Origin of the sequence: Pseudoalteromonas sp. HF66, from assembly GCF_011806445.1 — a bacterium.
GTDB lineage: Bacteria > Pseudomonadota > Gammaproteobacteria > Enterobacterales > Alteromonadaceae > Pseudoalteromonas > Pseudoalteromonas apostichopi.
In genome coordinates, this window is sequence record NZ_JAATOU010000009.1 from 79,101 (window position 1) to 105,329 (window position 26,229).

Below are 26,229 nucleotides of genomic sequence, written 5' to 3' on the forward strand. Positions count from 1 at the left end.
TAAGTTTAAAAATTTCCAGGTTCTTGCTCTTCTGAATCATCACTTCCTTGAACACCTTGGAAGTTAACAGAACGCGCTGGAACAACAGTTGAAATAGCGTGTTTATACACCATTTGATTAACGGTGTTTTCAAGTAAAATAACAAATTGGTCAAATGACTGGATTTTACCCTGCAATTTAATGCCATTAACCAAAAAGATTGATACTGGAATGCGCTCACGACGTAACGCATTTAAAAATGGGTCTTGTAACGACTGGCCTTTTGCCATGTTATTTTCCTTCGTTCTAGGTGTTATTATAATTAAGTAGCTGAACTAATTTAACAAAGCTAAAAAACTTTCAGCTACTACTAGCTTAGCGAACTTACTACACGTTGCAAGTTTTCTTCATCACCCGAAGTCAACCAAGTTACATCAGGCCAACCTCTTAACCAAGTCAGTTGTCTCTTGGCTAACTGCCGTGTGGCTGCAATACCGCGAAAGACCATTTCATCATAGTCAATTTCGCCAGCAATGTAATCCCACATTTGTCTATAACCCACACAACGAATCGAAGGTAGGTCTGGGTGTAAATCCTTACGTTTATATAGGGATGAAACTTCATTTTCAAACCCCTGATCGAGCATTATTTTGAACCTTTTCTCAATTCGCTGATGTAATTCACTGCGATCATCAGGCGCAATGGCAAATTGATGGAAAGTATAAGGAAGCTCAGGCTGTTTTTGTTTTTGCAGCTCAGTCATTGTTTTACCTGTTATACGATACACTTCCAATGCGCGATTAATTCGTTGCGAATCATTTTCGCTTATTTTTTGTGCTGCATCAGGATCAATTTTCACAAGCTCTTTATGCAAATGTGGCCAGCCTAACTGCTTTGCTTCTTTTTCAAGCTCGGCACGTACTTCAGGTGATGCCTCTGGTAGCGGTGATAAGCCATCAATAAGCGACTTAAAATACATCATTGTACCGCCAACCAATACAGGTACTTTACCTTGCTTATGAAATAGATCAATCTTTTCAATGGCATCACGGCGAAAATCTGCTACTGAATAACTATCTGCTGGGTCAATAATATCGATCAAATGATGCGGCGCACGAGCTAGCTCTTCTGCATTTGGTTTTGCAGTGCCGATATCCATATCTTTATAGACTAATGCTGAATCAACACTGATTACTTCTGTGTTTAAATGCCCACACAGCGAAATTGCTAAGTCTGTTTTCCCTGCAGCGGTTGGTCCCATTAAAAAAATGACGGGTAAGTTATTCAAGCCTAAATACCTTGCTTAGTTTAAAAACTGAGATAGATCTATTTTAACTGCTTTTTGACGTAAACGTTGCATAGTTTGTGGATTATTTTCTAACCGAGTCACTTGCTCCATAAAGGCTTGACTTGCGTAATAGCGTTTTGGAATTTGCTGTGTTAACCATTCTAGCCATTTATCCAGTGAACTTAGCGATGATTTGCAGCCGCTAATCAGGCACTCAATAGCATGACTCACATCAAGTAAATACACACAAGGCGGGAGCCTTTTAACCATCACAAATTGCTTTTCAATAACCAAATCAAAACCGAGTAAGGTAAACCACGACTGCTGAGCATTTAAGGCGCTAATGTCATCAGCACTTGCATTCACTCGCACAGGCAACAACAAAGCTTTGCCATCAAGACTGCCAGCTTGTTCTACTTGCACTTGCCAGTCGAGTGCTAAAGCATACTTAAAGTGCGCAGCAAATAGCTGGTTATCTTCACTAAATACGCATTCGCCTTCTCGTACGTGAATGAGTTTGGCAAGCTTAGCTTGCTCAGCAACCGGTGCTGCAATGCTTGGTTCAGGGCGTACTTGGTCAAAATGCGCGGCATGTTGCTCACTGATCCCTTGATAAAAAGCATTCACATCTTGATGCGATGTTTTACTGCGCCCTTGGCTGTCGCTACCAAAACCACCTCCAGAACGACCTGTTGTACCAGAATAACTTGTTAAACGTGTCGGTTGTAATTCAGATTTGGGGTAATCATACTGCTCTGCTGGCACTGATTGATTCAAACTTGGCTGCGTGCTGCTTAGGTTTGTCTCATCAAACGAAGCATGTTGAAAAGCAGTGTCATTATGTTCGGTAAAACCGGCTTCATGCTGAAGCGGCACTACAACTTGTTTTATTGCCTGCAGAATAAAATCATGTACTAAGCGACCTTGATGAAACCGTACTTCATGTTTAGCCGGGTGCACATTAACATCGACCTGGCGTGGATCAATATCAATATAAATTACAAATCCTGGAAGCTCTTCTGATCCAGCAACTTCTTCAAAAGCTTGGCGAATCGCATGCAAAATGAGTTTATCGCGCATCATGCGATTATTGACATAGGTATATTGAGTGCTATTTGCTGAACCCACTGGTAATACCCAGCCTCGTAGCATCAAGCCTGCTTCACCTGATTGAATATGCAAACCCTGCTCACTGAACGCCTTACCAGCAACTTGCGCTACACGTGTTATTGCGTGCTCAGGGTTTGGCTTTGCACGGTATTGACGCACAACTTTGCCGTTGTGTGTAAGAGTAATAGATACATCAAAGCGACTCAACGCGATACGCTTTATTAGCTCATCGATATGTGAAAACTCAGTTTTCTCGGTGCGAAGAAACTTTCGCCGCGCAGGGGTATTAAAAAATAAGTCTTTTACCTCAATGGTGGTGCCATCGGGATGTGCAGTTGGCTTGATTTGCACCGCCATATCGCGTCCTTCAGCAAACGCTTGCCATGCGGCTTCTTGTTGTTTTGGTTTTGAACTCAAAGTTAGCCGTGATACTGAGCTAATAGAAGCGAGTGCTTCACCACGAAAACCCAGTGAACAGATGTTCTCTAGATCATCAAGTGACTTAAGTTTACTTGTAGCATGGCGCGACAAAGCTAATGTCAGCTCATCTTTATTAATGCCCGAACCATTATCGCGAATGCGAATCAGCTTATGACCACCGCGCTCAATATCGATTTGAATGCGCGTTGCGCCGGCATCTAAACTGTTTTCGACTAGCTCTTTAACAACAGATGCGGGGCGTTCAACCACCTCACCCGCAGCAATTTGGTTAGCCAATCGCGCGGGTAGTATTTCTATGCTCATAGTGTTCCTAACACGAAAATTGACTAGCTTTGAGGAATATCAAGCTCTTGACCAATAAACAAGGTATTCGATTTTAACTTGTTGGCCGTTTTTAGCTTACTAACAGAGGTGTTGTATCTGCTTGCCAAAATACTTAACGACTCACCGGGACGTACTTTATGTTTAGTCGGAAACTGCGCTTTTAACTTAGCAAATAACGAGTCATCTGGCGGGTTTTGCATATAGTAATTTTTAATCGAAGTGAAAATTGCTTTTGCTAAACGCTCCTGATGCTGCGCCGTTTTTAGCATTCGCTCTTCGCGCGGGTTCGAAATAAACCCTGTTTCTACCAAAATAGACGGAATATCCGGTGATTTTAATACTGCAAGACTCGCCGCTTGTGGACGCTTCTTATGCATTTTAGCAACTTTTCTTAATTCGCTAACCACTTCTTCCGCAACACTAAAACCTGTTTTCATTGAGTGATCCATTGACATATCTAGCAGTGCTTGTGCTAAATATTTTTCGCTAGCAGTATCTTTTAACACCCCAGCAGCACCACCTAAAAGCTCTGAGTGTTTTTCTTTATCCTCAATCCATTTACCAATTTCAGAATTAGCGCGGCGCAGTGATAGCACCCAGACAGAAGCGCCGTTTGGCTGCGGGCTGGTAAATGCGTCAGCATGAATCGACACAAAGAAGTCTGCTTTTTTCTTTCGAGCAATGCTAGTACGGGTGTTTAAATTGACAAAGTAGTCACTACGGCGAACCATGCGCGAAATCATGCCTTTTTCAGCATCTATCATTCGCTCCAGGCGCTTCGCTATTTGCAGCGTGATATCTTTTTCATACGTGCCCGACGGACCAATTGAGCCCGGGTCTTCACCACCATGGCCTGCGTCAATCGCAATGACGATATCGCGTTCTTGATGAAGCTCACGCTTTTTAACACTGGTATTGGTTGAAGCAACTGGTTCTGCCTTCGGCGTTTTATCCACAAGGTCAACCACTAAACGGTGTTTATATGGATCGGTCGGTAATAAAGCAAACACAACTGGTTTACTGGCACGAGCTAGTTCAAAAACAAAACGCACACTCTTGCTATCTTTTGGTTTTGAATAACGCAGTTTTGAAACAATCTGATGCTTTTTAGGAATAGCAGGCAAGCTATCTAGTTTGTCGGTATTTTTTAAGTCAATCACTAAACGAGCTGGGTTCTTCAACATGAAGTAGCTAAAATCTGGCTTATCGTTTAAGTCAAAGACCACACGAGTGCTGTCAGGTGAGGGCCACACACGTACGCTATTAATCGTATTTTGTGCAAGCGCAACTTGGCTCACAAACAAAAACATCAATATAGTTAATAGTTTAAATGTACAACGAGCCATTTTTACTAATACACCTTTATTTTTATATGTTTATTCTTACGCGCTCTTAAGTTGCTGAACAATTGCCTGACCACGGTCGGTTAAGCTGTTAATTAAAATAGCACGCGCCTCGCCTTCATAGCGCAGGGTGATATCAAGATCCGGTGTTGGAATAAATTCGCCGCCTTTTTCGGGCCATTCCACAACACAAATAGCCTGTGGTGAAAAATAGTCACGAATACCCATATATTCAAGTTCTTCAGGATCACCTAAGCGATATAAATCAAAGTGATAGACATCAGCTTTAGTTAATTGGTAAGGCTCGACCAGTGTATAAGTTGGACTCTTAACCTTACCTTGATGACCGAAACCTTGCACGATACCACGGGTTAATGTCGTTTTACCGGCACCTAAGTCACCATGTAAATAGATGACTGCTCCTTGCTCCATTAAGGCTGCAAGTTGCTTACCCATATTAACCGTTGCCGCTTCATCAGCGAGTGGAAAACCAACACTGTCGGTCATTATTACCTCATGAAAAACTAAAAACACATTACTTTATTAATCATACCAGAATATTTTTGTAAGGCGAGAGCCGCTCTTATGCCTAATTTGACAAAAAAAAGCCGGCAAAGTTGCCGGCTTTTTAGCTTAAACAGAATTTTGTTTACAGACCTAGCTTCTTCTCAAGGTAGTGGATGTTTGTACCACCGTTTTGGAAGTTCTCATCTGCCAAGATTTTCTTGTGTAGTGGTGTGTTGGTCTTGATACCGTCAATCACTAATTCGTTTAACGCATTGCGTGAACGAGCAATGGCTACATCACGGTTTTCACCATAACAGATCAGCTTACCAATCATTGAATCGTAATGAGGTGGTACGGTGTAATCTGCATAGATATGACTGTCCCAACGAATACCTAAACCGCCAGCAGGGTGGAATCGCGTGATTTTACCTGGTGATGGAATAAAGGTTTCTGGGTCTTCAGCATTAATACGGCACTCAATTGCATGACCACGAATAACCACATCTTCTTGTGTGAATGATAATGGCTGGCCAGCTGCAATTTTTAGCTGTTCTTTGATTAAGTCAACGCCAGTTACCATTTCTGTTACTGGGTGCTCAACCTGAATACGAGTATTCATTTCGATGAAATAGAACTCGCCGTTTTCGTATAAGAACTCGAACGTACCTGCACCACGATAACCAATTTCGATACATGCACGAGTACAACGGTCACCGATGAACTTACGCATTTCAGCTGTGATACCTGGCGCTGGCGCTTCTTCAACAACTTTTTGGTGACGACGTTGCATTGAACAATCACGCTCACCTAAGTGAACTGCGTTACCTTGACCGTCAGCAAGTACTTGAACTTCGATATGACGTGGGTTTTCAAGGAATTTTTCCATGTAAACCATACCATTACCGAAGAACTGCTTTGCTTCTTGCTGAGTAAGAGCGATTGAATCGATTAGTTCTTTTTCGCTGCGAACAACACGCATACCACGACCACCGCCGCCGCCTGCTGCTTTAATAATTACAGGGTAACCAATACGTTTTGCGATTTGAATGTTGCGTTCGCTGTCTGCCGTTAATGGACCATCTGAACCAGGTACACAAGGTACACCTGCTTTACGCATCGCTTCGATTGCAGAAACTTTATCACCCATTAAGCGAATCGTGTCGCCTTTAGGACCGATAAACACAAAGCCACTTTGCTCAACTTGATCAGCAAAGTCTGCATTTTCAGAAAGGAAACCATAACCTGGATGGATAGCAACTGCGTCTGTTACTTCTGCCGCTGCAATAATGCGCGGAATATCTAAGTAACTTTCAGTCGCTGATGGTTTACCAATACAAATTGTTTCATCTGCCAGTAACACGTGCTTAAGATCACGGTCTGCCGTTGAATGCACAGCAACAGTTTTGATCCCAAGCTCTTTGCAGGCGCGCAGTACGCGAAGTGCAATTTCACCTCGGTTTGCAATGACTACTTTATCTAACATAGAGTTGGCCTTTTGTTGCGCTATTATTCAATGATGAATAAAGGTTGATCGAATTCTACTGGCTCGCCATTTTCAACTAAGATAGCTTTTACTGTGCCTGCTTTATCAGATTCGATTTGGTTCATCATTTTCATTGCTTCAACGATACATAACGTGTCGCCAACATTTACTTTAGAACCTACTTCTACATAAGGTGCTGCTTCTGGAGAAGCCGCTGAGTAGAATGAACCAACCATAGGTGATTTAACTTGGTGACCAGTCGGTGCAGCTGGAGCAGCCGCTTCTGCTGCAGGAGCATCTGCTACTGGAGCTGGCGCCGCTGCAGGCGCAGGTGCTGCAAACTGTTGTGGAGCATATTGCATTGCAGGTGCTGCAGCCATGTTGTTACGATTGATGCGTACTGACTCTTCACCTTCAGTGATTTCTAATTCAGCAATACCAGATTCTTCTACTAGTTCGATAAGTTTTTTGATCTTGCGAATATCCATTGAACGACCCGCCTGTTAGTTATTTAAAAATTAATGTGTGTTTTGCAATTGGTTAACTGCAGCTTCTAGTGCCACCTTATAACCCATTGCTCCTAATCCAATAATGACGCCTTGTGCCACATCCGAAAAATACGAATGATGACGGAATGCTTCGCGAGCATGCACATTAGTTAAATGCACCTCGTAAAAGGGAATGTTTACACTGAGTAATGCATCCCGTAAGGCTACGCTTGTATGCGTAAATGCAGCAGGGTTAATAATAATTGCATCAACCTCTTGCCATACATCGTGAATGCGCTCTATTAATGCAGCTTCACTATTACTTTGGAAATGCGTTAAATCAACATTGAGACCTGCAGCAACCTGACTAAGTTCAGCTATAATCTCATCAAGAGATTGAGTGCCGTACTTTTCTGGTTCACGCTTGCCAAGCATGTTTAAATTTGGCCCATTTAGAACTAAAAGTTTGAATTTTGCAGCCATAATACGCGATATATCCTATAAGTAAGCAGTTTAACCATATTCATCATAAACCCACGCTTAACCTAAGCGTGCTGATGTAAAATAGCAACTATTTCTCACGTTAACCACCTATTATAGATATTTCGACGTAAATAGCAGCAAAATACTGGTCTAATCACTACCTACTTACGGCAAATGCAGGCATGACAAGGCACTCAAGTAAGTTAATCACTGTCTTTGCTTGTTGTGTAATTGAACATTTACAAGAAAAAGCGCTGAATTTTAGCTAATAAAAGCATTTTTCTTAGCTAGAAACAAAAACGCCACTCTAATGAGTGGCGTTTTGCTATTTTCCTGCACGTTTGCGTTTATTTGGCAGTATTTCTTACTTTTGCTAAATGTTCAGCAAAGTCTTTCGCGTTTAAAAACCCAGTTACACGTTGCTCTAAAAGCTCATTACCTTGGGTATCAAAGAACAAAATACTCGGTAAACCGAATACCGTGTACTCTTCCATTAATTCAATAGTTTTTGCATCACTTTCGGTTAAATCAATTTGGATTAACTCAAAGTGAGCAAACTGCTCTTGCACCTTAGCGTCAGGAAAGGTGTAGTGTTCAAACTCTTTACACGCAACACACCAATCAGCGTATAAATCGACCATCACTAAACGCCCTTCGCTACTTGCGGCAGCAATTTCTTCTTTCAATTCACTTAAATTAGCAACGTGTTTAAAACGATGTGTTTGTACGGCAGCTTCAGCAACCACCGCTTTACTAGGCCAGAAATAATTTTTCGTTAAACTAGCCCCTGTCACAACAAGTAATGTTGCAGCAAACCACAATGCTGTTTTTAGCTTGCCCTGCGATTGCGCACTTTGCCAGTGGTGTAAATACAGCGCTGTTGCAAGTGCTAATAAACCAGCCATCAACCAGATGAGTTCGATATCAACAATACGTTCAAGCAGAATAAGTGGCACAACCAGCATGATAAAACCGAATAAGGTTTTTACTTGCTCCATCCAACCACCGGCTTTTGGCAGTAATTTACCACCAGAAGTACCCAATAATAACAGTGGTAAGCCCATGCCTAAACTTAGTACATAGAGTGTTAAACCACCCACTAGGTAGTCACCACTTTGCGCCACGTAGAGTAAAGCAGCAGACAACGGCGCGGTTGTACAAGGTGAAGCTATCAAACCAGACAGTACACCCATCATAAATACGCCAACATAGTTGCCGCCTTTTTGCTGGTTACTAACCTGAGTGAGCTTATTCATTATGCCACTAGGTAATTTGATTTCGTACCAGCCAAACATCGACATTGCCAGCAATACAAACAAAATACTAAAGCTGATTAGCACCGTTGGATGCTGCAAATATCCTTGGACTTGACCACCTAATGATGCAACCACTAAGCCCAGTGCTGCATACGTAACGGCCATACCTTGTACGTAAACGAACGACAGCGAAAACGCTTTTTTGGTCGATAAATTCTGCTGTCCCGCGATAAGACTCGATAAAATTGGAAACATTGGAAATACACAAGGTGTAAAAGCAAGACCAACACCGACTAAAAAGAAAATAACAAGATTCGTCAATAAGCCTTGCGATGCCAGTTTATCGGTATATGACTGCTCACCAGCTGGTTTTGATGCTTCTTGAGAAGGCGCTGGTGACGCTTCATTTGTATCAGCTGCTTGTGTTAATGCTGCTAATGCGTTCCCCGCATCTGCAGTCTCTGATACTCGCTCACCTGCAATCACAGATAAAGGAATGGTTCTAACTTCTGGCGGATAACATAACCCCGCCTCGGCACAGCCTTGAAAACGAATTTTAACAACCGCCCCTTCAGTGACATTACTGACCTTAGTAACCACACTTAACGAGTCAAAGAAGACCTCAGTCTTACCAAAAAACTCATCTTCTATAATTTGCCCTTTACCAAGATCAGGTATTTCAATATCAGCACCTTTAGCGATTATTTCGACTTTCTTTTTATAAAGGTAATAATCAGGCGCAATATCCCAGCCAATAAATAAGGTTTTGCCTTGCTGGTCAAAATCGAAAACAAAGGCCTGTTCAACCGGCAGAAATGTTTGCTCTGCGGGCTGCAGTAGATTTCCAAGTAAATTGTTATTACTTGCACTTGCCGGCACAAGCCACAGTGCACAAAGTAATAAAAGGAACGATCGCATTAATTAAGTACCTCATCCATCCAATTAAAATAGGCTAAATTGCCTGTAGCAACATCAACGACCTGAATTTCTGGTATCTCATAACTATGCAATTTCTTGATAGTTTGGATCACTTCATTCATTTTTTCTGACTTAGTTTTGATCAGTAACTTACTTTCTAAAGCTTGAGTTATCTCGCCTTCCCACATGTAGATAGATTCAATTGTAGGCATAATGTTCACACAAGCCGCTAGCTTTTCTTTAACTAGATGTTGTGCCAACTGACGGGCTTCATCCTCATTTGCACAAGTAGTAAAAATAAGTCGAAAATGCGTAGTCATAAGGAACCTTTGTTTGATTACGTGAGTCGCACCATAGTAGCCGATAGTAACTATAATGTGTAGCGAGCAAGGCGATCCTAGGTTCCACCTTGAAAAATGACCTGCTCACCCCTATTTATATTTCACTGACTCGAAAGAGAATGACATTTTTTAGAGAGCCTTATGTTTAGATTTTTGTTTTTATTATTTATTTTAGTGCCGATTGTGGAGATTGCATTACTCATTCAAGTGAGTGAAGTGATCGGTGGCTTTGCCACCATAGCGCTTGTCATTGTAACCGCGATTGTCGGTGCAAAATTAGTTAAGCAACAAGGTATAGGTGCGATTCAAAACGTGCAGTTACAAATGGCACAAGGGCAAATGCCTGCCAAAGAATTGTTTACTGGTTTATGTGTGATTATCGCCGGTGTTTTATTGATGACTCCGGGGATTATGACTGACTTTTTTGGCTTTTTATTACTCACCCCAGCAATACGAAACAAGCTAGCTGCAGGCCTTGCCAGTCAAGCCACTGTGCGCATGAGTTCGCAGACAAATCAAGGCTCTGCACACTTCCAATATCACAGTAAAACAACAACTCACGAAGAGCCAAACCACCAACCGACAACTATTGATGGTGAATTTGAGCGAAAAGATTAAAATTTTTTAATTTTTGTACTTGGATTTTTTTAAGCCACCCCCATTAATGAATGCAATGAAACGCAGCGGGTGGCTAAGCACTCCCCTGCAATAACACAAGATTTTTTCTGTACTGTTCAGAAACTGTTAGGAGAACTAAATAAATGAACATTCGTCCTTTACATGATCGCGTCATCGTTAAGCGTCTAGAAGAAGAAACTAAGTCTGCTGGCGGTATTGTATTAACTGGCTCTGCAGCTGAAAAATCAACTCGCGGAGAAGTTATCGCTGTTGGTAATGGCCGTGTTTTAGACAACGGTGAAGTAAGAGCGTTAGAAGTTAAAGCCGGTGACACTGTGCTGTTCGGCTCTTATGTTGAAAAAGTTGAAAAGATCGAAGGTCAAGAGTACCTGATCATGCGTGAAGATAACATTCTAGGCATTGTAGGCTAATCCTACTTTTCGTTTAGCAACCCGTTTACAGAATTTAAGAGGAATTAAATCATGGCAGCAAAAGAAGTACTTTTTGCAGGTGACGCACGTGGCAAAATGCTAACTGGCGTGAACATTTTAGCAAACGCAGTAAAAGTAACTTTAGGTCCTAAAGGCCGTAACGTTGTATTAGACAAATCATTCGGTGCTCCAGTGATCACTAAAGACGGTGTATCGGTAGCTAAAGAGATCGAGCTTGAAGACAAGTTCGAAAACATGGGCGCACAAATGGTTAAAGAAGTAGCGTCAAAAGCGAATGACGCTGCAGGTGACGGTACAACAACTGCAACAGTATTAGCGCAATCTATCGTAAACGAAGGCTTAAAAGCAGTTGCAGCGGGTATGAACCCAATGGACCTTAAGCGCGGTATCGACAAAGCAGTTACTGCAGCAGTTGAAGAGCTTAAAGCACTTTCTGTTCCATGTGCAGACACTAAAGCAATTGCACAAGTAGGTACTATTTCTGCTAACTCTGATAAAGAAATCGGTGACATCATTGCACAAGCAATGGAAAAAGTAGGCCGTGACTCAGGCGTTATAACTGTTGAAGAAGGTCAGTCATTAGAAAACGAACTAGACGTAGTTGAAGGTATGCAGTTTGACCGCGGTTACCTTTCTCCATACTTCATCAACAACGCTGAAAAAGGCGCTGTAGAGCTAGACAACCCATTCATTCTACTTGTAGACAAAAAAGTATCTAACATCCGTGAGCTACTACCTACACTAGAAGCAGTTGCTAAAGCAAGCAAGCCACTACTTATCATTGCTGAAGACCTTGAAGGTGAAGCACTTGCAACACTAGTAGTGAACAACATGCGCGGCATCGTTAAAGTGTCTGCAGTTAAAGCCCCTGGTTTTGGCGACCGTCGTAAAGCAATGCTTCAAGACATCGCTGTATTAACAGGTGGTACTGTAATTTCTGAAGAAATCGGTTTAGAGCTAGAAAAAGCAACTATCGAAGACCTGGGTACAGCGAAGCGCGTTGTAATCACTAAAGATGATACAACAATCATCGACGGTGCAGGCGAAGAAGACGGCATCAATGGTCGTGTTGCACAAATCAAAGCACAAATCGAAGAAGCGACGTCTGACTACGATAAAGAGAAACTACAAGAGCGTATGGCTAAACTAGCTGGCGGTGTTGCAGTAATCAAAGTTGGCGCAGCAACTGAAATCGAAATGAAAGAGAAAAAAGACCGCGTTGAAGATGCACTACACGCAACTCGCGCAGCGGTTGAAGAAGGTGTTGTACCAGGTGGTGGTGTTGCACTAGTTCGCGTAGCAAGCAAACTTGTTGAACTTGCTGGCGACAACGAAGACCAAAGCCACGGTATTAAAGTTGCACTACGTGCAATGGAAGCACCACTTCGTCAAATCGTAACGAACGCTGGTGACGAAGCATCAGTTGTTGTTAACTCAGTAAAAGGCGGTGAAGGTAACTACGGTTACAACGCAGCATCAGGCGAGTACAACGACATGATCGAAATGGGTATCTTAGACCCAACGAAAGTAACGCGTTCTGCACTTCAGTACGCAGCTTCAATCGCAGGTCTAATGATCACAACTGAAGCAATGGTTGCTGAAATCCCGAAAGATGAGCCAGCTGCTCCAGATATGGGCGGCATGGGCGGCATGGGTGGTATGGGCGGAATGATGTAATCATCCCTCCCAAGCACTTTGCTTAAAAAACCCAGCTCCGGCTGGGTTTTTTGCATTCATTTACTTGCTCTGTAAATAAACAAAGACCTTCTAACTTTACAAGTCATTTGAACCCGCAATAAATAGTTGCCTTTTCCTAATCACCCTTAATTTTGTATTTTACATACTTGTACCTAAGTATATACTGGTGCGAATACTACTAGAATGCTCCAAATACGTTCAGGATAACAATGGGTTCAGCTTTATCAAACGCCACTGTAATAACTTGCAATAGCGATCAAAATAATATTCATACTTTTATAAAAAATAGTACCGACTTCCTTCACTCTCGTGTGGAAAAACAACTAGGTGCAGTATTATTCGATAAAAATATGACCCAACAATCGTATTTAGAAATTTTAATCGCAATGCATAGTAGCTATTCTATTATGGAGGATGCTATATCAACCTATGGTGCCACAAAACATCTACTTGTTGGCCGCAGCAAGCTAAGCTGGTTAAATCAAGATATTGCTTATTTGCAAACATCTCAACACGCTCCACCTGTTAAATTATATAAACACGATGATTTAAAAAATATCTGCAACGTATCACATGCATTTGGAATGATGTATGTAATGGAGGGAGCCACCATGGGTGGAGGTCACATATTTAAAGCGCTTAAAAAGCATAATTGGATAAATGAGCTTGAAGGGATCCGTTTTTTTTATAGTTATGGTGAACTTAGGAATCAGAAGTGGGCTCAATTTATCCACGCACTAAAGCAGTATCATAACGACAACCCAAACTCAGCAGATGACATTTTATTGGGAGCAAATAAGGCATTTAGCTTAATCTCTCAAGCGCTTGGAGATATAAATTGAGCAATACATTTAAAGTCTCATTAGACAATTGCCATAAAGAACCTATTCATATTCCAGGCTCTATACAACCGCATGGGTACTTACTAGTTGTTGACCCTGAAACACTCAAAATATGCTATTTCAGCGAAAATATTTTATTGCTTTTAAATACACAAAAGGATCGCTTAGTAGGCTCACATATAACTAATTTCTTTGAAGCGAATACATCTAATATCATAGAGGAAAATAAAGCCCAAAAGGACTTTCATGCCATTAACCCACTCAAGATTGAGTTAAAAGGTAAATCGCCTGAGACCTCTATTAAAGGTGTTATTTCTCGTAACGATGAATACTTACTCATTGAACTTGAGTTTGATATAAAGAAAGAGCACTCAAGTATTGACCCCATGAATTACTTGATGAAGCAATCTCTTCACCTAATAGCTGACAAAAAAGAGCTAAACTCATCATTCGACACAGCAGTAGAAGAAGTTCGGAACTTAACAGGTTTTGATCGCGTTATGCTCTATCAGTTTGACCATGAATATAATGGTCAAGTCGTAGCAGAAGCCAAAAAAGATGAGTTAAACTCATTTCTACACCAGCATTTTCCTGAGTCAGATATTCCAAAGCAAGCACGCGCTTTATATTTGCGTAATCCTATAAGGTTACTTGCAGATGTGGATGCTGAAGTATCACCTATCTACCCACAAGACAAGCCTGTAGATTTAAGCACGTGTATAACCAGAAGTGTCTCCCCCATTCATTGCCAATATTTACGCAATATGGGTGTTAAAGCATCAATGTCTATCAGTATTATTATTGCTGGTAAATTATGGGGGTTAATTGCTTGTCACCACTATTCAAGCCATGTCGTCCCTTTTGAGGCACGACAAGTTGCACAGTATATGGGGTTGATGCTCTCATATATAATTTCCCTCAAAACACAATCAATCGAAGCGATTCAAGAAGCTAAAGCCACCGCCATCAGTGCAGAGATAGCAGAGCATATGTCTGAAGAAGTCTTTTTCATTGATGGCTTACGCAAACAAGTTCCTGCTTTACTTAGCATGCTAAGTGCTGATGGTGTTGCATGGCGGCTAGAAAAAGATATTGAAAGTTTCGGGGATGTACCCGCAAATGATGATATTTATCATTTATTTGAGTGGTTGAAAAGCAACCACTTAGAAGATGAACTGCTGTATCATAACCATCACTTGTCTAATGAAAATGCTGAATTTAGTAAGTTTGCTAATATTGCAAGCGGCGTACTTGCTATGCCTGTTTCTACTAATGAAAACCTATTTATTATGTGGTTTCGTAAAGAGGTGATTGAAACAAAAAATTGGGGTGGGAAACCTGAAAAGATAATCGAATTTCTTGACGACGGTAGTCACCGCCTTATGCCTCGTAGCTCATTTCGTTTATGGCAAGAGAATGTACGTAATAAATGCTCACCTTGGAAGGCAAACGAAATATCTTGCGCTATAAAGTTTCGCAATCATTTGGTTAATCATGTTATTGAAAAATCTGAGCGCCTTAAAAAGTTAAACAACTTATTAGAAACTAAAGTTAATGAGCGAACTGTCGCTTTAAAAGCGGAAATACTCACTCGACAACAAGCCGAGCTTGACCTTGAAATCGCACTTAGAAAATCTGAAGAGTCTAACCAAGAGTTAGAACGGTTTGCTTTTGTTGCGTCTCATGATTTACAAGAACCCTTACGAAAAATACAAATGTTCGGCGATCGCCTGCAAAACTCTAAAGAACAGATTGGAGAAAGAAACGCTTCTTATATCTCTCGTATGATGGATTCTGCCGAAAGAATGCAAAAACTTATCAAAGGAGTATTGAGTTTTTCTAGAATCAATCGAAAAGGCGAAGAGTTTCGTCACTTTTCAGCATCAGATGTTTTTCATGATATTCTTGATGATCTTGAGTTAATTATCGCTGACAAGGACGCGGTGTTTCACATAGAAGACATTGGTGAAATCTATGGCGACAAACGACAAATCCAGCGTTTGTTTCAAAACTTAATTCTCAATGCGCTTAAATTTAGTCACCCACATCAAGCACCCATTATAGGGATTAAGTCAGTTGAGCGAACAGACGAGCATCTTGTTATCGCTGTCATTGATAACGGAATAGGTTTTAATAGCGAGTTTAAAGACAGAATATTTAACCTTTTTGAACGGGTTCACTCTAAACAAGCATACGAAGGAACAGGGTTAGGCTTAGCTATTTGTAAGAAAATAGTCGAACGACACCATGGGACAATTACAGCAGAAGCAAATATCAATGAAGGCTCTCAGTTTTACGTCACCTTACCACTAAGAGAAATAAAACTAAGTCAGTTTTAGTAATTTACCGCTACGATTGTGGCGGTAAAACTCTATTAATATGCTCTTTAAGTTGTCTAATTTCATTTTCAATAGACTCAAAACGCTGACTTTGCATATGTGAGTCTTGATCGGTTATAGAACTTATTTTTGCTTTTACATGCCAGATTTCTAAGATATCACTTCCCTGAATTGAATATGTTTTGTACTCAGGGTTATCACTCTTAAATAAGTAACTGACGGGGTCTGTCTTGTGGCTAAAGAGGCGTTTTGCGACAATGCCATCTTTAGTGACAGCAACACAAACTGAACCATTCTCTAACTGATTAATATCCTTGACTTGCTCAGTGATCAGCGTTTCTCTGGGGCGGATAGTTGGCATCATGCTATCGCCTTCAACTTCGAATAGTCGATAATTGCCATTTTCAAACCCCGGAATTTTATAAACATCCAGAGTTTTAATATAGTCTTCATCACTACACTGTTCTATATAACCAGCTTGAGCTTCTTCATTGACAAGTGGAATAAATGAAGTCTCTAAGGCTTTTTGATAACTCTGGAAACTCGAGTCATCAAATCCTTCTATACCAAAAATAAGCCAGTTACAATCTACATTAAACACTTTGCTGATTTTAATAATAGTACTGAGAGATAGGGTCGACTTGCCAGCCTCCAGTTGTGATAGAGCCCCCTGAGTTATACCTATTTTATCGGCAAACTCTTGTTGAGAAAGGTTCAAACTTTCGCGAAGAGCTACCACTCTATTAGTACTAGTAAGATTTACTGTCATTGGGTTATTAATAAACTTATGTTTGTATTATGGGTATAAGCAAGTTAATATAACACCTACTTAACTAAAGTATATACTATTCGATTAACTAATTATTTAATTTGTTGTTTTATTTATAAGTATCTACGTGAAAAAGATAAGCTAATCAGGAGTTGCTAATGTTTAACGACAAATTATTTATCAAAAAGTTACGCTCTGTGAGCTATATTTTAGTTGCGGATGATGACCTCGATGATCAAGAACTCATCCGTGATGCCCTGGTTGAAAATAATGTCGATGAAAATAAAATTCAATTTGTTGATGACGGCATGCAATTACTTGAGTCACTCGATAAAAATAAAATTCTACCAAGCCTTATTTTATTAGACCTAAACATGCCACGAAAGGGTGGAAAAGAAGCGTTAGTCGAACTAAAAAAATCGGAGCGTTACCGCCATATTCCCATCATAATTTTTACGACTTCTGATTCAGAAGTTGATATTAAGCAATGTTATAGCTTAGGTACTAACGCCTTTATGACCAAGCCTTCTAGCTATTATGATTTAGTTGATTCAATGAAAATGCTAACTCAATATTGGCTTGTTCAAGCTAGGATAGTCTTAGACTAAGGCGAAATATTTAGCCTTACCTGCTCAAGTCAGCACTGCTTGCCAACTCTTTTATCAGCTTCCTTACAACGACAAACAAATCACTCGGTAACATGCCTCTTTCGCCTTCACGCTCTGCGGCAATATCACCAGCTTTTGCATGTAAGGTTACGCCTAAGCAAGCTGCTTGCTGAGGAGTAAGCCCCTGTGCGATCAGGGCCGCTATGATGCCTGTTAAAACATCGCCACTGCCGCCAACCGCAAGTGCAGGATTTCCATCTGTACACACCCATGTTTGGTTAGTGTCAGCAATTAAACTACCAGCACCTTTTAGTACACAAGTAGTGGTATAGCTATGTGCGAGCTGCTTTACCGCATGAAAGCGATTTTCTTCAATATCGCTTGCGCGACAATTGAGTAACCTTGCAGCCTCACCGGGGTGTGGTGTTATAACTGTATTAACTAATGGGAATGACGAAGCATGCTGAGCCATTAAGTTAAGTGCATCAGCATCAATCACCAGAGGTTTATTATTAGTGAAACAATACTGCATGACAGTTTCAAATGTTGTTTCTGACCAAGTGTCTTGTCCAAGCCCAGGGCCGATGGTGATACAACTTGCCCATTCTAATGCACTAATTAAGTTTGTATCAGTCACCATTAATTCTGGTCGGCCAATACTGACTGGCAAAATAGAACTGCTGTGAGTATAAACCTTCACCATACCTGCGCCAGTCCGAAGAGCGGCTTCTGCGGTCAAACGAATTGCACCCGCTGTCCCTGCGTTACCACCAATACATAGCAACTTACCATGGTTAGTTTTGTGACTGTTATTATCACGTCGAGAGAGCGGTGATTGACTTTGATAATTGATAAGCTCAGCAGTGGGTGCTGTCAGTTTTAAAAAGGTATCTCCAATACCCAAGTCAGCAAACTCAAGATTACCTGCATGTGCTCGTCCTTGCCCTGTCACTAAACCTTGTTTAATACCCACAAAGGTAACAGTGATTGCCGCTTTTATTGCGATCCCCTGTATTACACCTGTGTCTGCATGAATGCCTGATGGTAAATCAATGGCAACAATCGGCTTTTGACTTTCATTAGCGGCTTTAATCAACTCTGAGAAAGGTTCGCGCACCTCGCTTTGAATACCTGTACCGAGCAAACCGTCAATGATGATATCTGCTTGTTCAATAGCGCTAACATCCGTTGTTATTGCTCCCCCAGCATTGAGCCAAGCTTGCTGAGCACTCAGCGCATCACCTTTGAGAGGTTTATCTTGTAAGCCAGCAATAACTGTAACCTGCTTACCCGCTTGTTTAGCTAAGCGGGCAACAACATAGCCATCACCCGCATTGTTACCAACGCCAGCTAATACAACGAATGTACTTGCTTTAGGAAAATAGCTGATAGCTTGCTTATAAGTAGCCAGCCCTGCTCGCTCCATAAGCTCATATAAAGTTACACCAGAGCGCTTAGCTGCTGGGCCTTCATTTTCACGAACTTGTTCTGCTAAAAATACCGACTGCGAGAGCACAACTGACATGTCTATCCTTAAATTGGCCTTTTAACCAGCATATAAGTACAGGCTAATGTAGTCAATGAGCAACTCTAAGGAATAAAAAACGGCGCGTAACTTACATTACGCGCCGTTTCTTTAAAGCTTGTGGTTACTTACTCTGTATCTGGCAAGTTACGACCGTAGAAGATTTCTTGCATCTCGCGAGTCAGCTTTGAGTAGATAACTTCTTCTTCTTCTTCAGATAAATCCGCTGTAGAAACACCAAATAAATAAGTATTCAGGTCAGTTTCTTTTAACATCATCTTAGTATGGAACAAATTCTCTTGATACACATTCACGTCCATCATTTGGTACGCTTCTTTAGTATCTTCAGTCATGTAGTTCTGAATTGAGTTAATCGCGTGATCGATATAGTGTTTAACACCATCTACGTCACGCGTAAAACCACGTACACGGTAGTCAATGGTTACAACATCAGACTCAAGGCTGTGAATTAAGAAGTTTAACGCTTTTAATGGCGAAATTATGCCACATGTTGATACTTCGATATCAGCACGGAACGTACAAATACCATCATCAGGGTGTGCTTCTGGATATGTATGAACACAGATGTGGCTCTTATCTAAGTGCGCTACAACTGTTTCAGGAAGAGGGCCCGGCGCTTCATCAACTTCATACGTCGTTTGCTGTTCAATTGGCTCTTCTGAGATCAAGATTGTCACGCTAGCGCCTTGCGGATCATAATCTTGGCGAGAAACATTTAGAATGTTTGCGCCAATAATATCCACAACTTCACCTAAAATATCGGTCAGGCGATCAGCACTGTACTGTTCGTCGATATATTCGATATATTCCTTACGCTGTTGTTCAGTCTTTGCGTAACAAATATCGTAAATACTAAAGCTTAAGCTCTTAGTTAAGTTATTAAAGCCATGAAGCTTAATTTTATCGAAGGGTTTATTCATGCTAAACCAACCTTAAAACGAGTGAACCTGCACCAGCAGAAATAAAAGTTCGCGGATTTTATACGAATTTTCTGCTCGGAAAAAGCGTTATTTTACCTGTTCTTGCACAACTTCATGACTATGCGTAATTTCTACTGTCTTATCAAGCATTAAGGCTACAGAGCAATACTTTTCAGCAGATAATTGAACGGCACGAGCAAGGTGCTTTTCTGAAACATTATCACCAGTGACCACAAAGTGTAGATTAATCTTGGTAAACACGCGAGGAGCTGACTCAGCACGCTCTGCTGTTAGCTTAACTTGCACATCAGAAAATGATTGTTTTGCTTTTTTTAAAATACTAACAACATCAACAGATGAGCAGCACCCAGCTGACATTAAGACCATTTCCATTGGGCTTGGCGCTGCGCTATCACTACCTGCATCAAAAACTACATTATGACCTGAATTTGAAAGGCCAATAAACGTATCGCCATCTACCCATTTTACATTCGCTTGCATGTGTTTTATCTCTTAAAGTTATTTTGTTTGATTGTAAGCAAGTCACTCACAGATGCAAGGGATAAAAGGTAAGCTATATGAAAGCGAGTAGCTTATTTCAAGCTACTCGCTGAAAGACTAGAATTTTGTAGTTATTTATAAATTAGGCGCTTTCTACAACAGCGCTATCGAATAAGTTTTTCACTAATCCGGCAAATTCGTCAATAAAGGCATGTTGTTCAACGGTTACTGTGTGATTTGTAACGCTACTTAGTACTTCTTGTAAGTCGTATACGATACCGTCGACTTCACGGACAATTTGGCTGCGTTGTTCGGTATTAAGCTCTGTGTGTTGTTCGCAAAGTAACATGACGTTTTCTGCTATCACGTCTTCAATCAGCTCTAACACTGTTGGAGCTCCTGGTTTAATTTGACCCGGCTTCTCAAAAAGCGCTAAATTTTGAGTGAGATACATGACAAGATCATCATACCCTTGCCTATCTAAAACCATACGACTTCACACCTAATAAAAAACTACCTCTTTAGATTTAAGCAGAAAGCGCTTTTAATTGCTACCTTTGCCACGCATCTCATACAAAAAAAGCAGCCAAAGCTGCTTTTTATAGTTATTTACGATTACTAATCGATTTTTAAGCCTGGACTTAATGTCGCTGGCATCGCTACTTTTTCAAGCTCAACCGAAGCTACGGGGTATGCACAATAGTCAGCGGCATAATATGCGCTTGCTCTGTGGTTACCCGATGCTCCAATACCACCAAATGGAGCTGCACTTGATGCACCTGTGATAGGCCTGTTCCAGTTTACGATACCCGCACGAATACGACGTAAGAAATGGTCGTAATCTGCTGCGCTGTCACTTAACAAACCAGCTGATAAGCCAAAGCTAGTATCATTAGCTTTATCAATAGCGGCATCAAAATCGGTAAAACGGAATACTTTAAGAAGAGGTCCAAAGTGCTCTTCGTCTGGGAAGTTAGCGACATTTGTACACTCTAAAATACCCGGTGTTACAAAGCCGGTATTCTCTTTGTGAGTTAGCTCAACTAACACCTCAGCGCCAAGCTCAACAAGTTGCTGTTGTGCTGTGACCATACCAGCTGCTGCCGCAGCAGAAATCATTGACCCGATGAAAGGTTGCTCTTCTGCGTCGTAGTCACCGACTTTAATAGCTTTAGTTGCTTTAATAAGACCCGCTAAGATGGCATCACCTTGCTCGCCCGCAGGTAAGAATAACTTACGCGCGCAGGTACAACGTTGACCTGTAGAGATAAACGCTGATTGAATAATATCGTGGATAGCCGCTTTAGTGTCAGCAACATCAGTAACGATAAGCGGGTTATTACCACCCATTTCTAACGCGAGGATTTTACCCGGTTGACCAGCAAACTGTTCATGTAAAATATGACCAGTGCGCGAAGAGCCAGTAAAGAATAAACCGTCGATCCCTTTATGAGATGCAAGCGCTTTTCCCGTTTCTACTTCACCTTGCACAAGGTTAATTACACCCGCAGGAAGACCCGCTTTTTCCCATAACTTTAAAGTTAATTCAGCAACCGCTGGCGTTAACTCTGATGGTTTAAATACCACAGTGTTGCCTGCTAATAATGCTGGCACAATGTGACCATTTGGTAAGTGACCAGGGAAGTTGTAAGGGCCAAACACAGCTACAACACCATGAGGCTTATGGCGGATCATCGCACGACCTTGTGGCATTGGGTTTTCAACATCACCTGTACGCTCTAAAAATGCTTTTTCAGAGATAGCAATTTTACCCACCATCGCACCTGCTTCAGTGCGTGTTTCCCAAAGTGGTTTACCTGTTTCTTGTGCGATAGCAATCGCTAATTCTTCGCTGTGCTCTTTAAGCGTTTCTGCGAATGTTTTTACAATCGCTAAACGCTCTGCAAATGTTTTATCAGCCCAGCTGTAAAACGCTTCACGTGCAGCAGCGACTGCGCCGTCTACTTGTTCAGCAGTGGCAGTGTTTGCTTGCCAGATTACATCGTTATTTGCTGGGTTTACAGATTGAAAAGTATGACCAAGGCCTGCTTGCCATTGACCATTAATAAATTGCGCTGCATGAGTCATTAATATGTCTCCTGAATTCTATAGTTCTGCTAGTGATACTGAATCACCCGCTTCTAAGTGAAGTGCTTTTGCTAATTCACTTGAGATTGTGATGCTCTCGGCATCGCATGATAGGCTAACTTGAGTCACGGTTGCTCTAAAATCAGCAATTTTATCATTTGCTAACAATACCGTGGTGTCGCCTTGGCTTTCACCTATTTCAACTTTAACCGTGTGGGCATTTCTTACTGTAGCAATGTTATCTACTTTTGCTTCAACAGTTGGGCCTGCATCAAAAATGTCTACATAACCATTAAAGGTAAAACCTTCGCTCTTTAATAGTTCAATCGCAGGGCGTGTGTTGTCATGTACTTGACCAATCACAGCTTGTGCATCTTTGCTCAGTAAGTTAACGTAAATTGGGTATTTAGGCATTAACTCGGCAATGAATACTTTCTGGCCAATGCCCGTCAAGTAATCTGCCGTTGGAAAGTCCATTGAGAAAAAGTGCTCTTCTAGCCATTGCCAAAATGGGCTTTCGCCGCTTTCGTCTGACACACCACGCATTTCAGCAATTACGGTGTCAGCAAAACGCTCTCTATGTTGATTAATAAACATAAAGCGCGCTTTTGAAAGCAATTTACCGTTATTGTTTTTACGGTAGCCATCTTTTAAGAATAATGTGCACAGCTCTGTTGCACCGGTGTAATCATTACACAGGGTTAAAATATCAACGGCTTTATACACGTCTAGCGTCCGAGATGAATGAATCACTTTGCTTAAATGATAATGATAAAAAGCATCATCTAAACCAACGGCGGCTTCAATACCCGAAGTCCCTACGACTTCTCCCGTTTCGCTATCTTCAAGAACAAACAAGTAACCTTCATCACCTGGCTGCTGGGCTGCTTTAGCAAATGAGCTGACAGAATGATCAATTTTCTTTTGTAATAACTCTTCATTATTAGGCAAAGACGTAAAGCCATGGCCTGACTCATCAGCAATCTTTACTAACGCTTGGTAATCGCTTTGCTGGATTGGGCGAAGGATCATCATAAGTCCGCTTGCTCCCTTATAAATAACGGTAAATTAAGAAATGTGGGCAAGCTTAGCTTGCCCTGAAATGACAGTTTCGTTTAGCCGTTAACGACTTTTGCAACTGCTTTTTCGAAACGAGTCATACCTTCGCGGATATCAGCTTCTGGAATTACAAGTGACGGAGTGAAACGAACAACATCAGCGCCAGCCACTAAAGACATAACGCCTTCTGCAGTACCAGCCACTAAAAACTCTTTTGCACGACCTTTGAATTGCTCTGTTACTACAGCACCAATTAATAGACCTTCGCCACGGATTTCAGTGAATACATTGTACTTTTCGTTAATCGCAGTTAATAACTCGCGGAATAACGCTGATTTTTCTTTAACGCCATTAAGTACTTCTGGCGTATTAACAGTGTCGAATGCTGCTTCTGCTACTGCACATGCTAGTGGGTTACCACCGTAAGTAGAGCCATGAGTACCTACTTTTAAGTGCTTAGCAATATCAGTTGTGGTGATCATCGCACCGATAGGGAAACCACCACCTAACGCTTTTGCAGTCGTTAAGATATCTGGCGTTACATTTAGACCTTGATAAGCATAAAGCTCACCCGTACGACCAACACCTGTTTGTACTTCATCAAAGATTAGTAGTGCATTATGCTTAGTACATAACTCACGAACACCTTCAACAAACTCAGCTGTTGGAGAAATGATACCGCCTTCACCTTGCAGAGGTTCCATCATTACCGCACAAGTGTTGTCTGAGATAAGCGCTTCAAATGCCGCTAAATCGTTGTAGTCACAGTGAACGATATCACCCGGTTTAGGACCGAAACCATCAGAGTATGCAGCTTGACCGCCTACCGTTACAGTAAAGAATGTACGGCCGTGGAAACCTTTGTTAAATGAGATAATTTGTGACTTTTGCTCACCAAAGTTATCAAGTGCAAAACGGCGTGCTAGTTTAAGTGCTGCTTCGTTTGCTTCTGCACCAGAGTTAGCAAAATACACTTTTTCTGCGAATGTTGCGTTAGTTAGCTTTTTAGCTAAGCGAAGAGCTGGCTCATTAGTCATTACATTTGATAAGTGCCAAATTTTTTCGCCTTGTTCTTTTAATGCACTTACAAGAGCTGGGTGACAATGACCAAGACAGTTAACAGCAATACCACCAGCAAAATCGATAAATTCGCGACCTTCTTGGTCCCATACGCGAGACCCTTCGCCTCGAACTGGAATAACACTTGATGGTGCATAGTTAGGAACCATTACTTGATCAAATAATTCGCGATTGACTGTCATTTTATATCCTCTTAATTGTAAGCACACACAGAGCAAGGTGGCGCTCTAAAGCCAAACCAAGCCATTTTACTTAGCCGATTGAGCTTAGCGCAAAATCACCAAAATAACTCTTTGGTTCAATTTTCATTCATCCATTATTCCAGAAAATTTTCGTCCTGTCTCTTAGAAAACTTTCATGTAGCCCTTGAAAATAAAGGGCTTGAGATATTTTTTCATGGATAGTGAATAACTATTTGAAGGCTGTTTTTTGGTCTAATTACTATAAAAAGGCGTACGGCTAGTGAGCCAAGCACAGGCTAATGACAAAAAATTTGTCGCTGCAGATTGATAAACAATGAATGAATAGTCGCAAAAAAATTAACAATTTTTTTAATTAATTTGAATATGAAAGCGATCAAAATTGCATTTTGCTAGCTGATTAAGCTCTTCCTTGGTGAAATCGAAGTGCGTAAACCAACGTTCAGTTTCGTCATTTTCGACCAATTGATGCTCATTTAAACTTAAATACTGCGCGTAACAACGAGCTTTTAAAATCACCTTAGTAAGTGGCAAATATTCATCGTTTTTAGCTAAGGGTGTAGTTAATTGCTGCATTACCGCATTAAATGGCAAATATCTAAAGTCCATTTGCTCAATCACGGTCGTTGTTACCTTCATCGACTGCTTATTTAGCAAGGTGCTTAAAAATAATGGATCAGGTTTTAGTTCTAATAAAGCAGTGTGTAAGTCTTTCTTTTGCTCATCACGGGCTTTCGTTACTTGACGCTGCCAAACTAATTCGAAAATACGAAGGTATATACGTACTAGCGCTATTTTACCCACATCGAGTAGCATACCTAAGGTAAAGGCGTGCACCTCATTTACACCATTTAGCTTAGCAAGCTCTTGAGCTGCAATGGCACATGCCATTGAGTTATCACGAAGTCGACGTTTTAGTAGTGGAAATGGCTCTGTGCTGTGTGGCATCCAATGGCGTACCGCAAAGGTTGGCACCACAAACTTTAAATTGTCTAAGCCTATGTAACGCAGCGCTAATAATGGATTATCAACTTGAACTGAAGTGTGTTTATTACGTTGTTTTCGATAAAAAGGTAAATTCACAAACGCAACGAGCTCACGACCTAACCAACTTAAGTCTTTAACTAATGGCTCTAGTCGACCCACTGAGGCTGAACGCACAGCTAGAATATCTAGAATAGCAGGTACACTGTCTTGGATACCGATAGTTTCGTGGATAACTGAATCAATATCTTCAAGCTGCTTTTGCATGGCAGCTTCAATTACTTGGTGTAACTGTTTACTCGCCTGAGCACGGTATTTATGGTGAGCTGTACTGCTCTTTTGACGCTTTTTCTCGGCAGCGACCTCTACTTCTAATAGAGTACGCTGCTCCATTGACTCGCCATAATCAATTTCTAAGGTATGAATAAAGCCAATTTGACGCTGTGCAAAACTGTGACCAAGCAAAAGATCGTGTGCGCGCTCATTAAGCACCATCGCAGTCCTTTGTTGTCGGGTTTCTTCGGTCATTTGCACAGGCGTATTGTCGTTCATATTTGTTAATTC

At 41.2% G+C, this 26,229-nt stretch carries 25 protein-coding genes; 6 read left to right on the plus strand and 19 right to left on the minus strand.

Features of this window, described 5'->3' with window-relative positions:
• Nucleotides 1–5: 5 nt before the first annotated feature.
• The 10 genes from hfq to cutA form a co-directional block, all read right to left on the minus strand.
• Nucleotides 6–269: an RNA chaperone Hfq gene (gene hfq, locus HCZ11_RS10850; RefSeq protein WP_130050381.1), complete on the minus strand. Its 264-nt coding sequence runs from the start codon at nucleotides 267–269 to the stop codon at nucleotides 6–8.
• Nucleotides 270–349: 80 nt separating this feature from the next.
• The gene (gene miaA / locus HCZ11_RS10855; protein WP_167658409.1) at nucleotides 350–1,267 is read right to left on the minus strand and encodes a tRNA (adenosine(37)-N6)-dimethylallyltransferase MiaA; all 918 of its coding nucleotides are present in this window, start codon (nucleotides 1,265–1,267) and stop codon (nucleotides 350–352) included.
• 15 nt (nucleotides 1,268–1,282) lie between these two features.
• Nucleotides 1,283–3,121, minus strand: a complete 1,839-nt coding sequence (gene mutL, locus HCZ11_RS10860; protein WP_167658410.1) for a DNA mismatch repair endonuclease MutL — start codon at nucleotides 3,119–3,121, stop codon at nucleotides 1,283–1,285.
• Nucleotides 3,122–3,144: 23 nt separating this feature from the next.
• The gene (locus tag HCZ11_RS10865; protein WP_233786811.1) at nucleotides 3,145–4,452 is read right to left on the minus strand and encodes an N-acetylmuramoyl-L-alanine amidase; all 1,308 of its coding nucleotides are present in this window, start codon (nucleotides 4,450–4,452) and stop codon (nucleotides 3,145–3,147) included.
• Nucleotides 4,453–4,524: 72 nt separating this feature from the next.
• Complete coding sequence (gene tsaE, locus HCZ11_RS10870) at nucleotides 4,525–4,992, minus strand: tRNA (adenosine(37)-N6)-threonylcarbamoyltransferase complex ATPase subunit type 1 TsaE (protein WP_130050377.1); 468 nt, start codon at nucleotides 4,990–4,992, stop codon at nucleotides 4,525–4,527.
• 142 nt (nucleotides 4,993–5,134) lie between these two features.
• On the minus strand, nucleotides 5,135–6,475 hold the full coding sequence (gene accC / locus HCZ11_RS10875) for an acetyl-CoA carboxylase biotin carboxylase subunit (RefSeq protein WP_130050376.1): 1,341 nt from the start codon (nucleotides 6,473–6,475) through the stop codon (nucleotides 5,135–5,137).
• 23 nt (nucleotides 6,476–6,498) lie between these two features.
• Complete coding sequence (accB, locus tag HCZ11_RS10880) at nucleotides 6,499–6,963, minus strand: acetyl-CoA carboxylase biotin carboxyl carrier protein (RefSeq protein ID WP_130050375.1); 465 nt, start codon at nucleotides 6,961–6,963, stop codon at nucleotides 6,499–6,501.
• Nucleotides 6,964–6,993: 30 nt separating this feature from the next.
• A complete protein-coding gene (gene aroQ, locus HCZ11_RS10885) occupies nucleotides 6,994–7,446 on the minus strand; it encodes a type II 3-dehydroquinate dehydratase (RefSeq protein WP_167658411.1) in 453 nt (150 codons plus the stop codon).
• Between the two features lie 347 nt (nucleotides 7,447–7,793).
• Nucleotides 7,794–9,620: a protein-disulfide reductase DsbD gene (locus HCZ11_RS10890; protein WP_167658412.1), complete on the minus strand. Its 1,827-nt coding sequence runs from the start codon at nucleotides 9,618–9,620 to the stop codon at nucleotides 7,794–7,796.
• A complete protein-coding gene (gene cutA / locus HCZ11_RS10895; protein ID WP_167658413.1) occupies nucleotides 9,620–9,940 on the minus strand; it encodes a divalent-cation tolerance protein CutA in 321 nt (106 codons plus the stop codon). Before cutA ends, HCZ11_RS10890 begins: the two co-directional genes overlap by 1 nt.
• Before the next feature lie 162 nt (nucleotides 9,941–10,102).
• Here cutA and HCZ11_RS10900 point away from each other — a divergent pair, with 162 nt between their 5' ends.
• From HCZ11_RS10900 to HCZ11_RS10920, 5 genes are all read left to right on the plus strand, one after another.
• Nucleotides 10,103–10,579 (plus strand): FxsA family protein, encoded by a 477-nt coding sequence (locus HCZ11_RS10900; protein ID WP_130050371.1) that lies wholly within the window; start codon nucleotides 10,103–10,105, stop codon nucleotides 10,577–10,579.
• Nucleotides 10,580–10,722: 143 nt separating this feature from the next.
• Nucleotides 10,723–11,010, plus strand: coding sequence for a co-chaperone GroES (locus HCZ11_RS10905; RefSeq protein WP_063701599.1), 288 nt, complete (start codon nucleotides 10,723–10,725; stop codon nucleotides 11,008–11,010).
• 51 nt (nucleotides 11,011–11,061) lie between these two features.
• Entirely contained in the window at nucleotides 11,062–12,708 is a 1,647-nt protein-coding gene (groL, locus tag HCZ11_RS10910; protein WP_130050370.1) for a chaperonin GroEL, read from the plus strand.
• Nucleotides 12,709–12,938: 230 nt separating this feature from the next.
• Nucleotides 12,939–13,571 (plus strand): biliverdin-producing heme oxygenase, encoded by a 633-nt coding sequence (locus HCZ11_RS10915; protein ID WP_167658414.1) that lies wholly within the window; start codon nucleotides 12,939–12,941, stop codon nucleotides 13,569–13,571.
• Nucleotides 13,568–15,910, plus strand: a complete 2,343-nt coding sequence (locus HCZ11_RS10920) for an ATP-binding protein (protein ID WP_167658415.1) — start codon at nucleotides 13,568–13,570, stop codon at nucleotides 15,908–15,910. The genes HCZ11_RS10915 and HCZ11_RS10920 overlap by 4 nt, the downstream gene beginning before the upstream one ends.
• 10 nt (nucleotides 15,911–15,920) lie before the next feature.
• On the opposite strand, the gene HCZ11_RS10925 is transcribed toward HCZ11_RS10920, so the two are convergent.
• Nucleotides 15,921–16,679: a LexA family transcriptional regulator gene (locus HCZ11_RS10925; protein ID WP_130050352.1), complete on the minus strand. Its 759-nt coding sequence runs from the start codon at nucleotides 16,677–16,679 to the stop codon at nucleotides 15,921–15,923.
• 158 nt (nucleotides 16,680–16,837) lie between these two features.
• Between HCZ11_RS10925 and HCZ11_RS10930 the strand changes: the two genes are divergently transcribed.
• Entirely contained in the window at nucleotides 16,838–17,287 is a 450-nt protein-coding gene (locus HCZ11_RS10930) for a response regulator (protein ID WP_130050351.1), read from the plus strand.
• A gap of 16 nt (nucleotides 17,288–17,303) precedes the next feature.
• Here HCZ11_RS10930 and HCZ11_RS10935 read toward each other — a convergent pair whose 3' ends face one another.
• The 8 genes from HCZ11_RS10935 to HCZ11_RS10970 all read right to left on the minus strand — a co-directional run bounded on the left by HCZ11_RS10935 (nucleotide 17,304) and on the right by HCZ11_RS10970 (nucleotide 26,193).
• Nucleotides 17,304–18,812 (minus strand): NAD(P)H-hydrate dehydratase, encoded by a 1,509-nt coding sequence (locus HCZ11_RS10935; RefSeq protein WP_167658416.1) that lies wholly within the window; start codon nucleotides 18,810–18,812, stop codon nucleotides 17,304–17,306.
• A gap of 128 nt (nucleotides 18,813–18,940) precedes the next feature.
• Nucleotides 18,941–19,753 (minus strand): adenosylmethionine decarboxylase, encoded by an 813-nt coding sequence (gene speD / locus HCZ11_RS10940; RefSeq protein WP_130050349.1) that lies wholly within the window; start codon nucleotides 19,751–19,753, stop codon nucleotides 18,941–18,943.
• Nucleotides 19,754–19,840: 87 nt separating this feature from the next.
• A complete protein-coding gene (locus tag HCZ11_RS10945) occupies nucleotides 19,841–20,254 on the minus strand; it encodes an OsmC family protein (RefSeq protein WP_130050348.1) in 414 nt (137 codons plus the stop codon).
• A 142-nt stretch (nucleotides 20,255–20,396) separates the two neighbouring features.
• Nucleotides 20,397–20,744, minus strand: coding sequence for a DUF3802 family protein (locus HCZ11_RS10950; protein ID WP_054563480.1), 348 nt, complete (start codon nucleotides 20,742–20,744; stop codon nucleotides 20,397–20,399).
• Between the two features lie 128 nt (nucleotides 20,745–20,872).
• Nucleotides 20,873–22,342: a succinylglutamate-semialdehyde dehydrogenase gene (astD, locus tag HCZ11_RS10955; RefSeq protein ID WP_167658417.1), complete on the minus strand. Its 1,470-nt coding sequence runs from the start codon at nucleotides 22,340–22,342 to the stop codon at nucleotides 20,873–20,875.
• 18 nt (nucleotides 22,343–22,360) lie between these two features.
• Nucleotides 22,361–23,377 carry an arginine N-succinyltransferase gene (astA, locus tag HCZ11_RS10960; protein WP_130050346.1) on the minus strand — a complete coding sequence of 339 codons (1,017 nt, stop codon included), beginning with the start codon at nucleotides 23,375–23,377 and terminating at the stop codon, nucleotides 22,361–22,363.
• An 80-nt stretch (nucleotides 23,378–23,457) separates the two neighbouring features.
• A complete protein-coding gene (locus HCZ11_RS10965; RefSeq protein ID WP_167658418.1) occupies nucleotides 23,458–24,663 on the minus strand; it encodes an aspartate aminotransferase family protein in 1,206 nt (401 codons plus the stop codon).
• A gap of 369 nt (nucleotides 24,664–25,032) precedes the next feature.
• Nucleotides 25,033–26,193, minus strand: coding sequence for an HDOD domain-containing protein (locus HCZ11_RS10970; protein ID WP_167658451.1), 1,161 nt, complete (start codon nucleotides 26,191–26,193; stop codon nucleotides 25,033–25,035).
• Nucleotides 26,194–26,229 lie beyond the last annotated feature (36 nt).

What these genes read in the sequence shown, in the direction of transcription:
- HCZ11_RS10945 (WP_130050348.1), bottom strand. Translation starts at nt 20,254, where the DNA reads ATGCAAGCGAATGTAAAATGGGTAGATGGCGATACGTTTATTGGCCTT.
- aroQ (WP_167658411.1), bottom strand. Translation starts at nt 7,446, where the DNA reads ATGGCTGCAAAATTCAAACTTTTAGTTCTAAATGGGCCAAATTTAAAC.
- HCZ11_RS10900 (WP_130050371.1), top strand. Translation starts at nt 10,103, where the DNA reads ATGTTTAGATTTTTGTTTTTATTATTTATTTTAGTGCCGATTGTGGAG.
- HCZ11_RS10930 (WP_130050351.1), top strand. Translation starts at nt 16,838, where the DNA reads ATGTTTAACGACAAATTATTTATCAAAAAGTTACGCTCTGTGAGCTAT.
- accB (WP_130050375.1), bottom strand. Translation starts at nt 6,963, where the DNA reads ATGGATATTCGCAAGATCAAAAAACTTATCGAACTAGTAGAAGAATCT.
- HCZ11_RS10935 (WP_167658416.1), bottom strand. Translation starts at nt 18,812, where the DNA reads ATGTCAGTTGTGCTCTCGCAGTCGGTATTTTTAGCAGAACAAGTTCGT.
- astD (WP_167658417.1), bottom strand. Translation starts at nt 22,342, where the DNA reads ATGACTCATGCAGCGCAATTTATTAATGGTCAATGGCAAGCAGGCCTT.
- HCZ11_RS10965 (WP_167658418.1), bottom strand. Translation starts at nt 24,663, where the DNA reads ATGACAGTCAATCGCGAATTATTTGATCAAGTAATGGTTCCTAACTAT.
- cutA (WP_167658413.1), bottom strand. Translation starts at nt 9,940, where the DNA reads ATGACTACGCATTTTCGACTTATTTTTACTACTTGTGCAAATGAGGAT.
- HCZ11_RS10925 (WP_130050352.1), bottom strand. Translation starts at nt 16,679, where the DNA reads ATGACAGTAAATCTTACTAGTACTAATAGAGTGGTAGCTCTTCGCGAA.
- accC (WP_130050376.1), bottom strand. Translation starts at nt 6,475, where the DNA reads ATGTTAGATAAAGTAGTCATTGCAAACCGAGGTGAAATTGCACTTCGC.
- speD (WP_130050349.1), bottom strand. Translation starts at nt 19,753, where the DNA reads ATGAATAAACCCTTCGATAAAATTAAGCTTCATGGCTTTAATAACTTA.
- HCZ11_RS10950 (WP_054563480.1), bottom strand. Translation starts at nt 20,744, where the DNA reads ATGGTTTTAGATAGGCAAGGGTATGATGATCTTGTCATGTATCTCACT.
- groL (WP_130050370.1), top strand. Translation starts at nt 11,062, where the DNA reads ATGGCAGCAAAAGAAGTACTTTTTGCAGGTGACGCACGTGGCAAAATG.
- HCZ11_RS10905 (WP_063701599.1), top strand. Translation starts at nt 10,723, where the DNA reads ATGAACATTCGTCCTTTACATGATCGCGTCATCGTTAAGCGTCTAGAA.
- HCZ11_RS10890 (WP_167658412.1), bottom strand. Translation starts at nt 9,620, where the DNA reads ATGCGATCGTTCCTTTTATTACTTTGTGCACTGTGGCTTGTGCCGGCA.
- hfq (WP_130050381.1), bottom strand. Translation starts at nt 269, where the DNA reads ATGGCAAAAGGCCAGTCGTTACAAGACCCATTTTTAAATGCGTTACGT.
- mutL (WP_167658410.1), bottom strand. Translation starts at nt 3,121, where the DNA reads ATGAGCATAGAAATACTACCCGCGCGATTGGCTAACCAAATTGCTGCG.
- HCZ11_RS10915 (WP_167658414.1), top strand. Translation starts at nt 12,939, where the DNA reads ATGGGTTCAGCTTTATCAAACGCCACTGTAATAACTTGCAATAGCGAT.
- HCZ11_RS10865 (WP_233786811.1), bottom strand. Translation starts at nt 4,452, where the DNA reads ATGTTTTTGTTTGTGAGCCAAGTTGCGCTTGCACAAAATACGATTAAT.
- HCZ11_RS10970 (WP_167658451.1), bottom strand. Translation starts at nt 26,193, where the DNA reads ATGACCGAAGAAACCCGACAACAAAGGACTGCGATGGTGCTTAATGAG.
- astA (WP_130050346.1), bottom strand. Translation starts at nt 23,377, where the DNA reads ATGATGATCCTTCGCCCAATCCAGCAAAGCGATTACCAAGCGTTAGTA.
- tsaE (WP_130050377.1), bottom strand. Translation starts at nt 4,992, where the DNA reads ATGACCGACAGTGTTGGTTTTCCACTCGCTGATGAAGCGGCAACGGTT.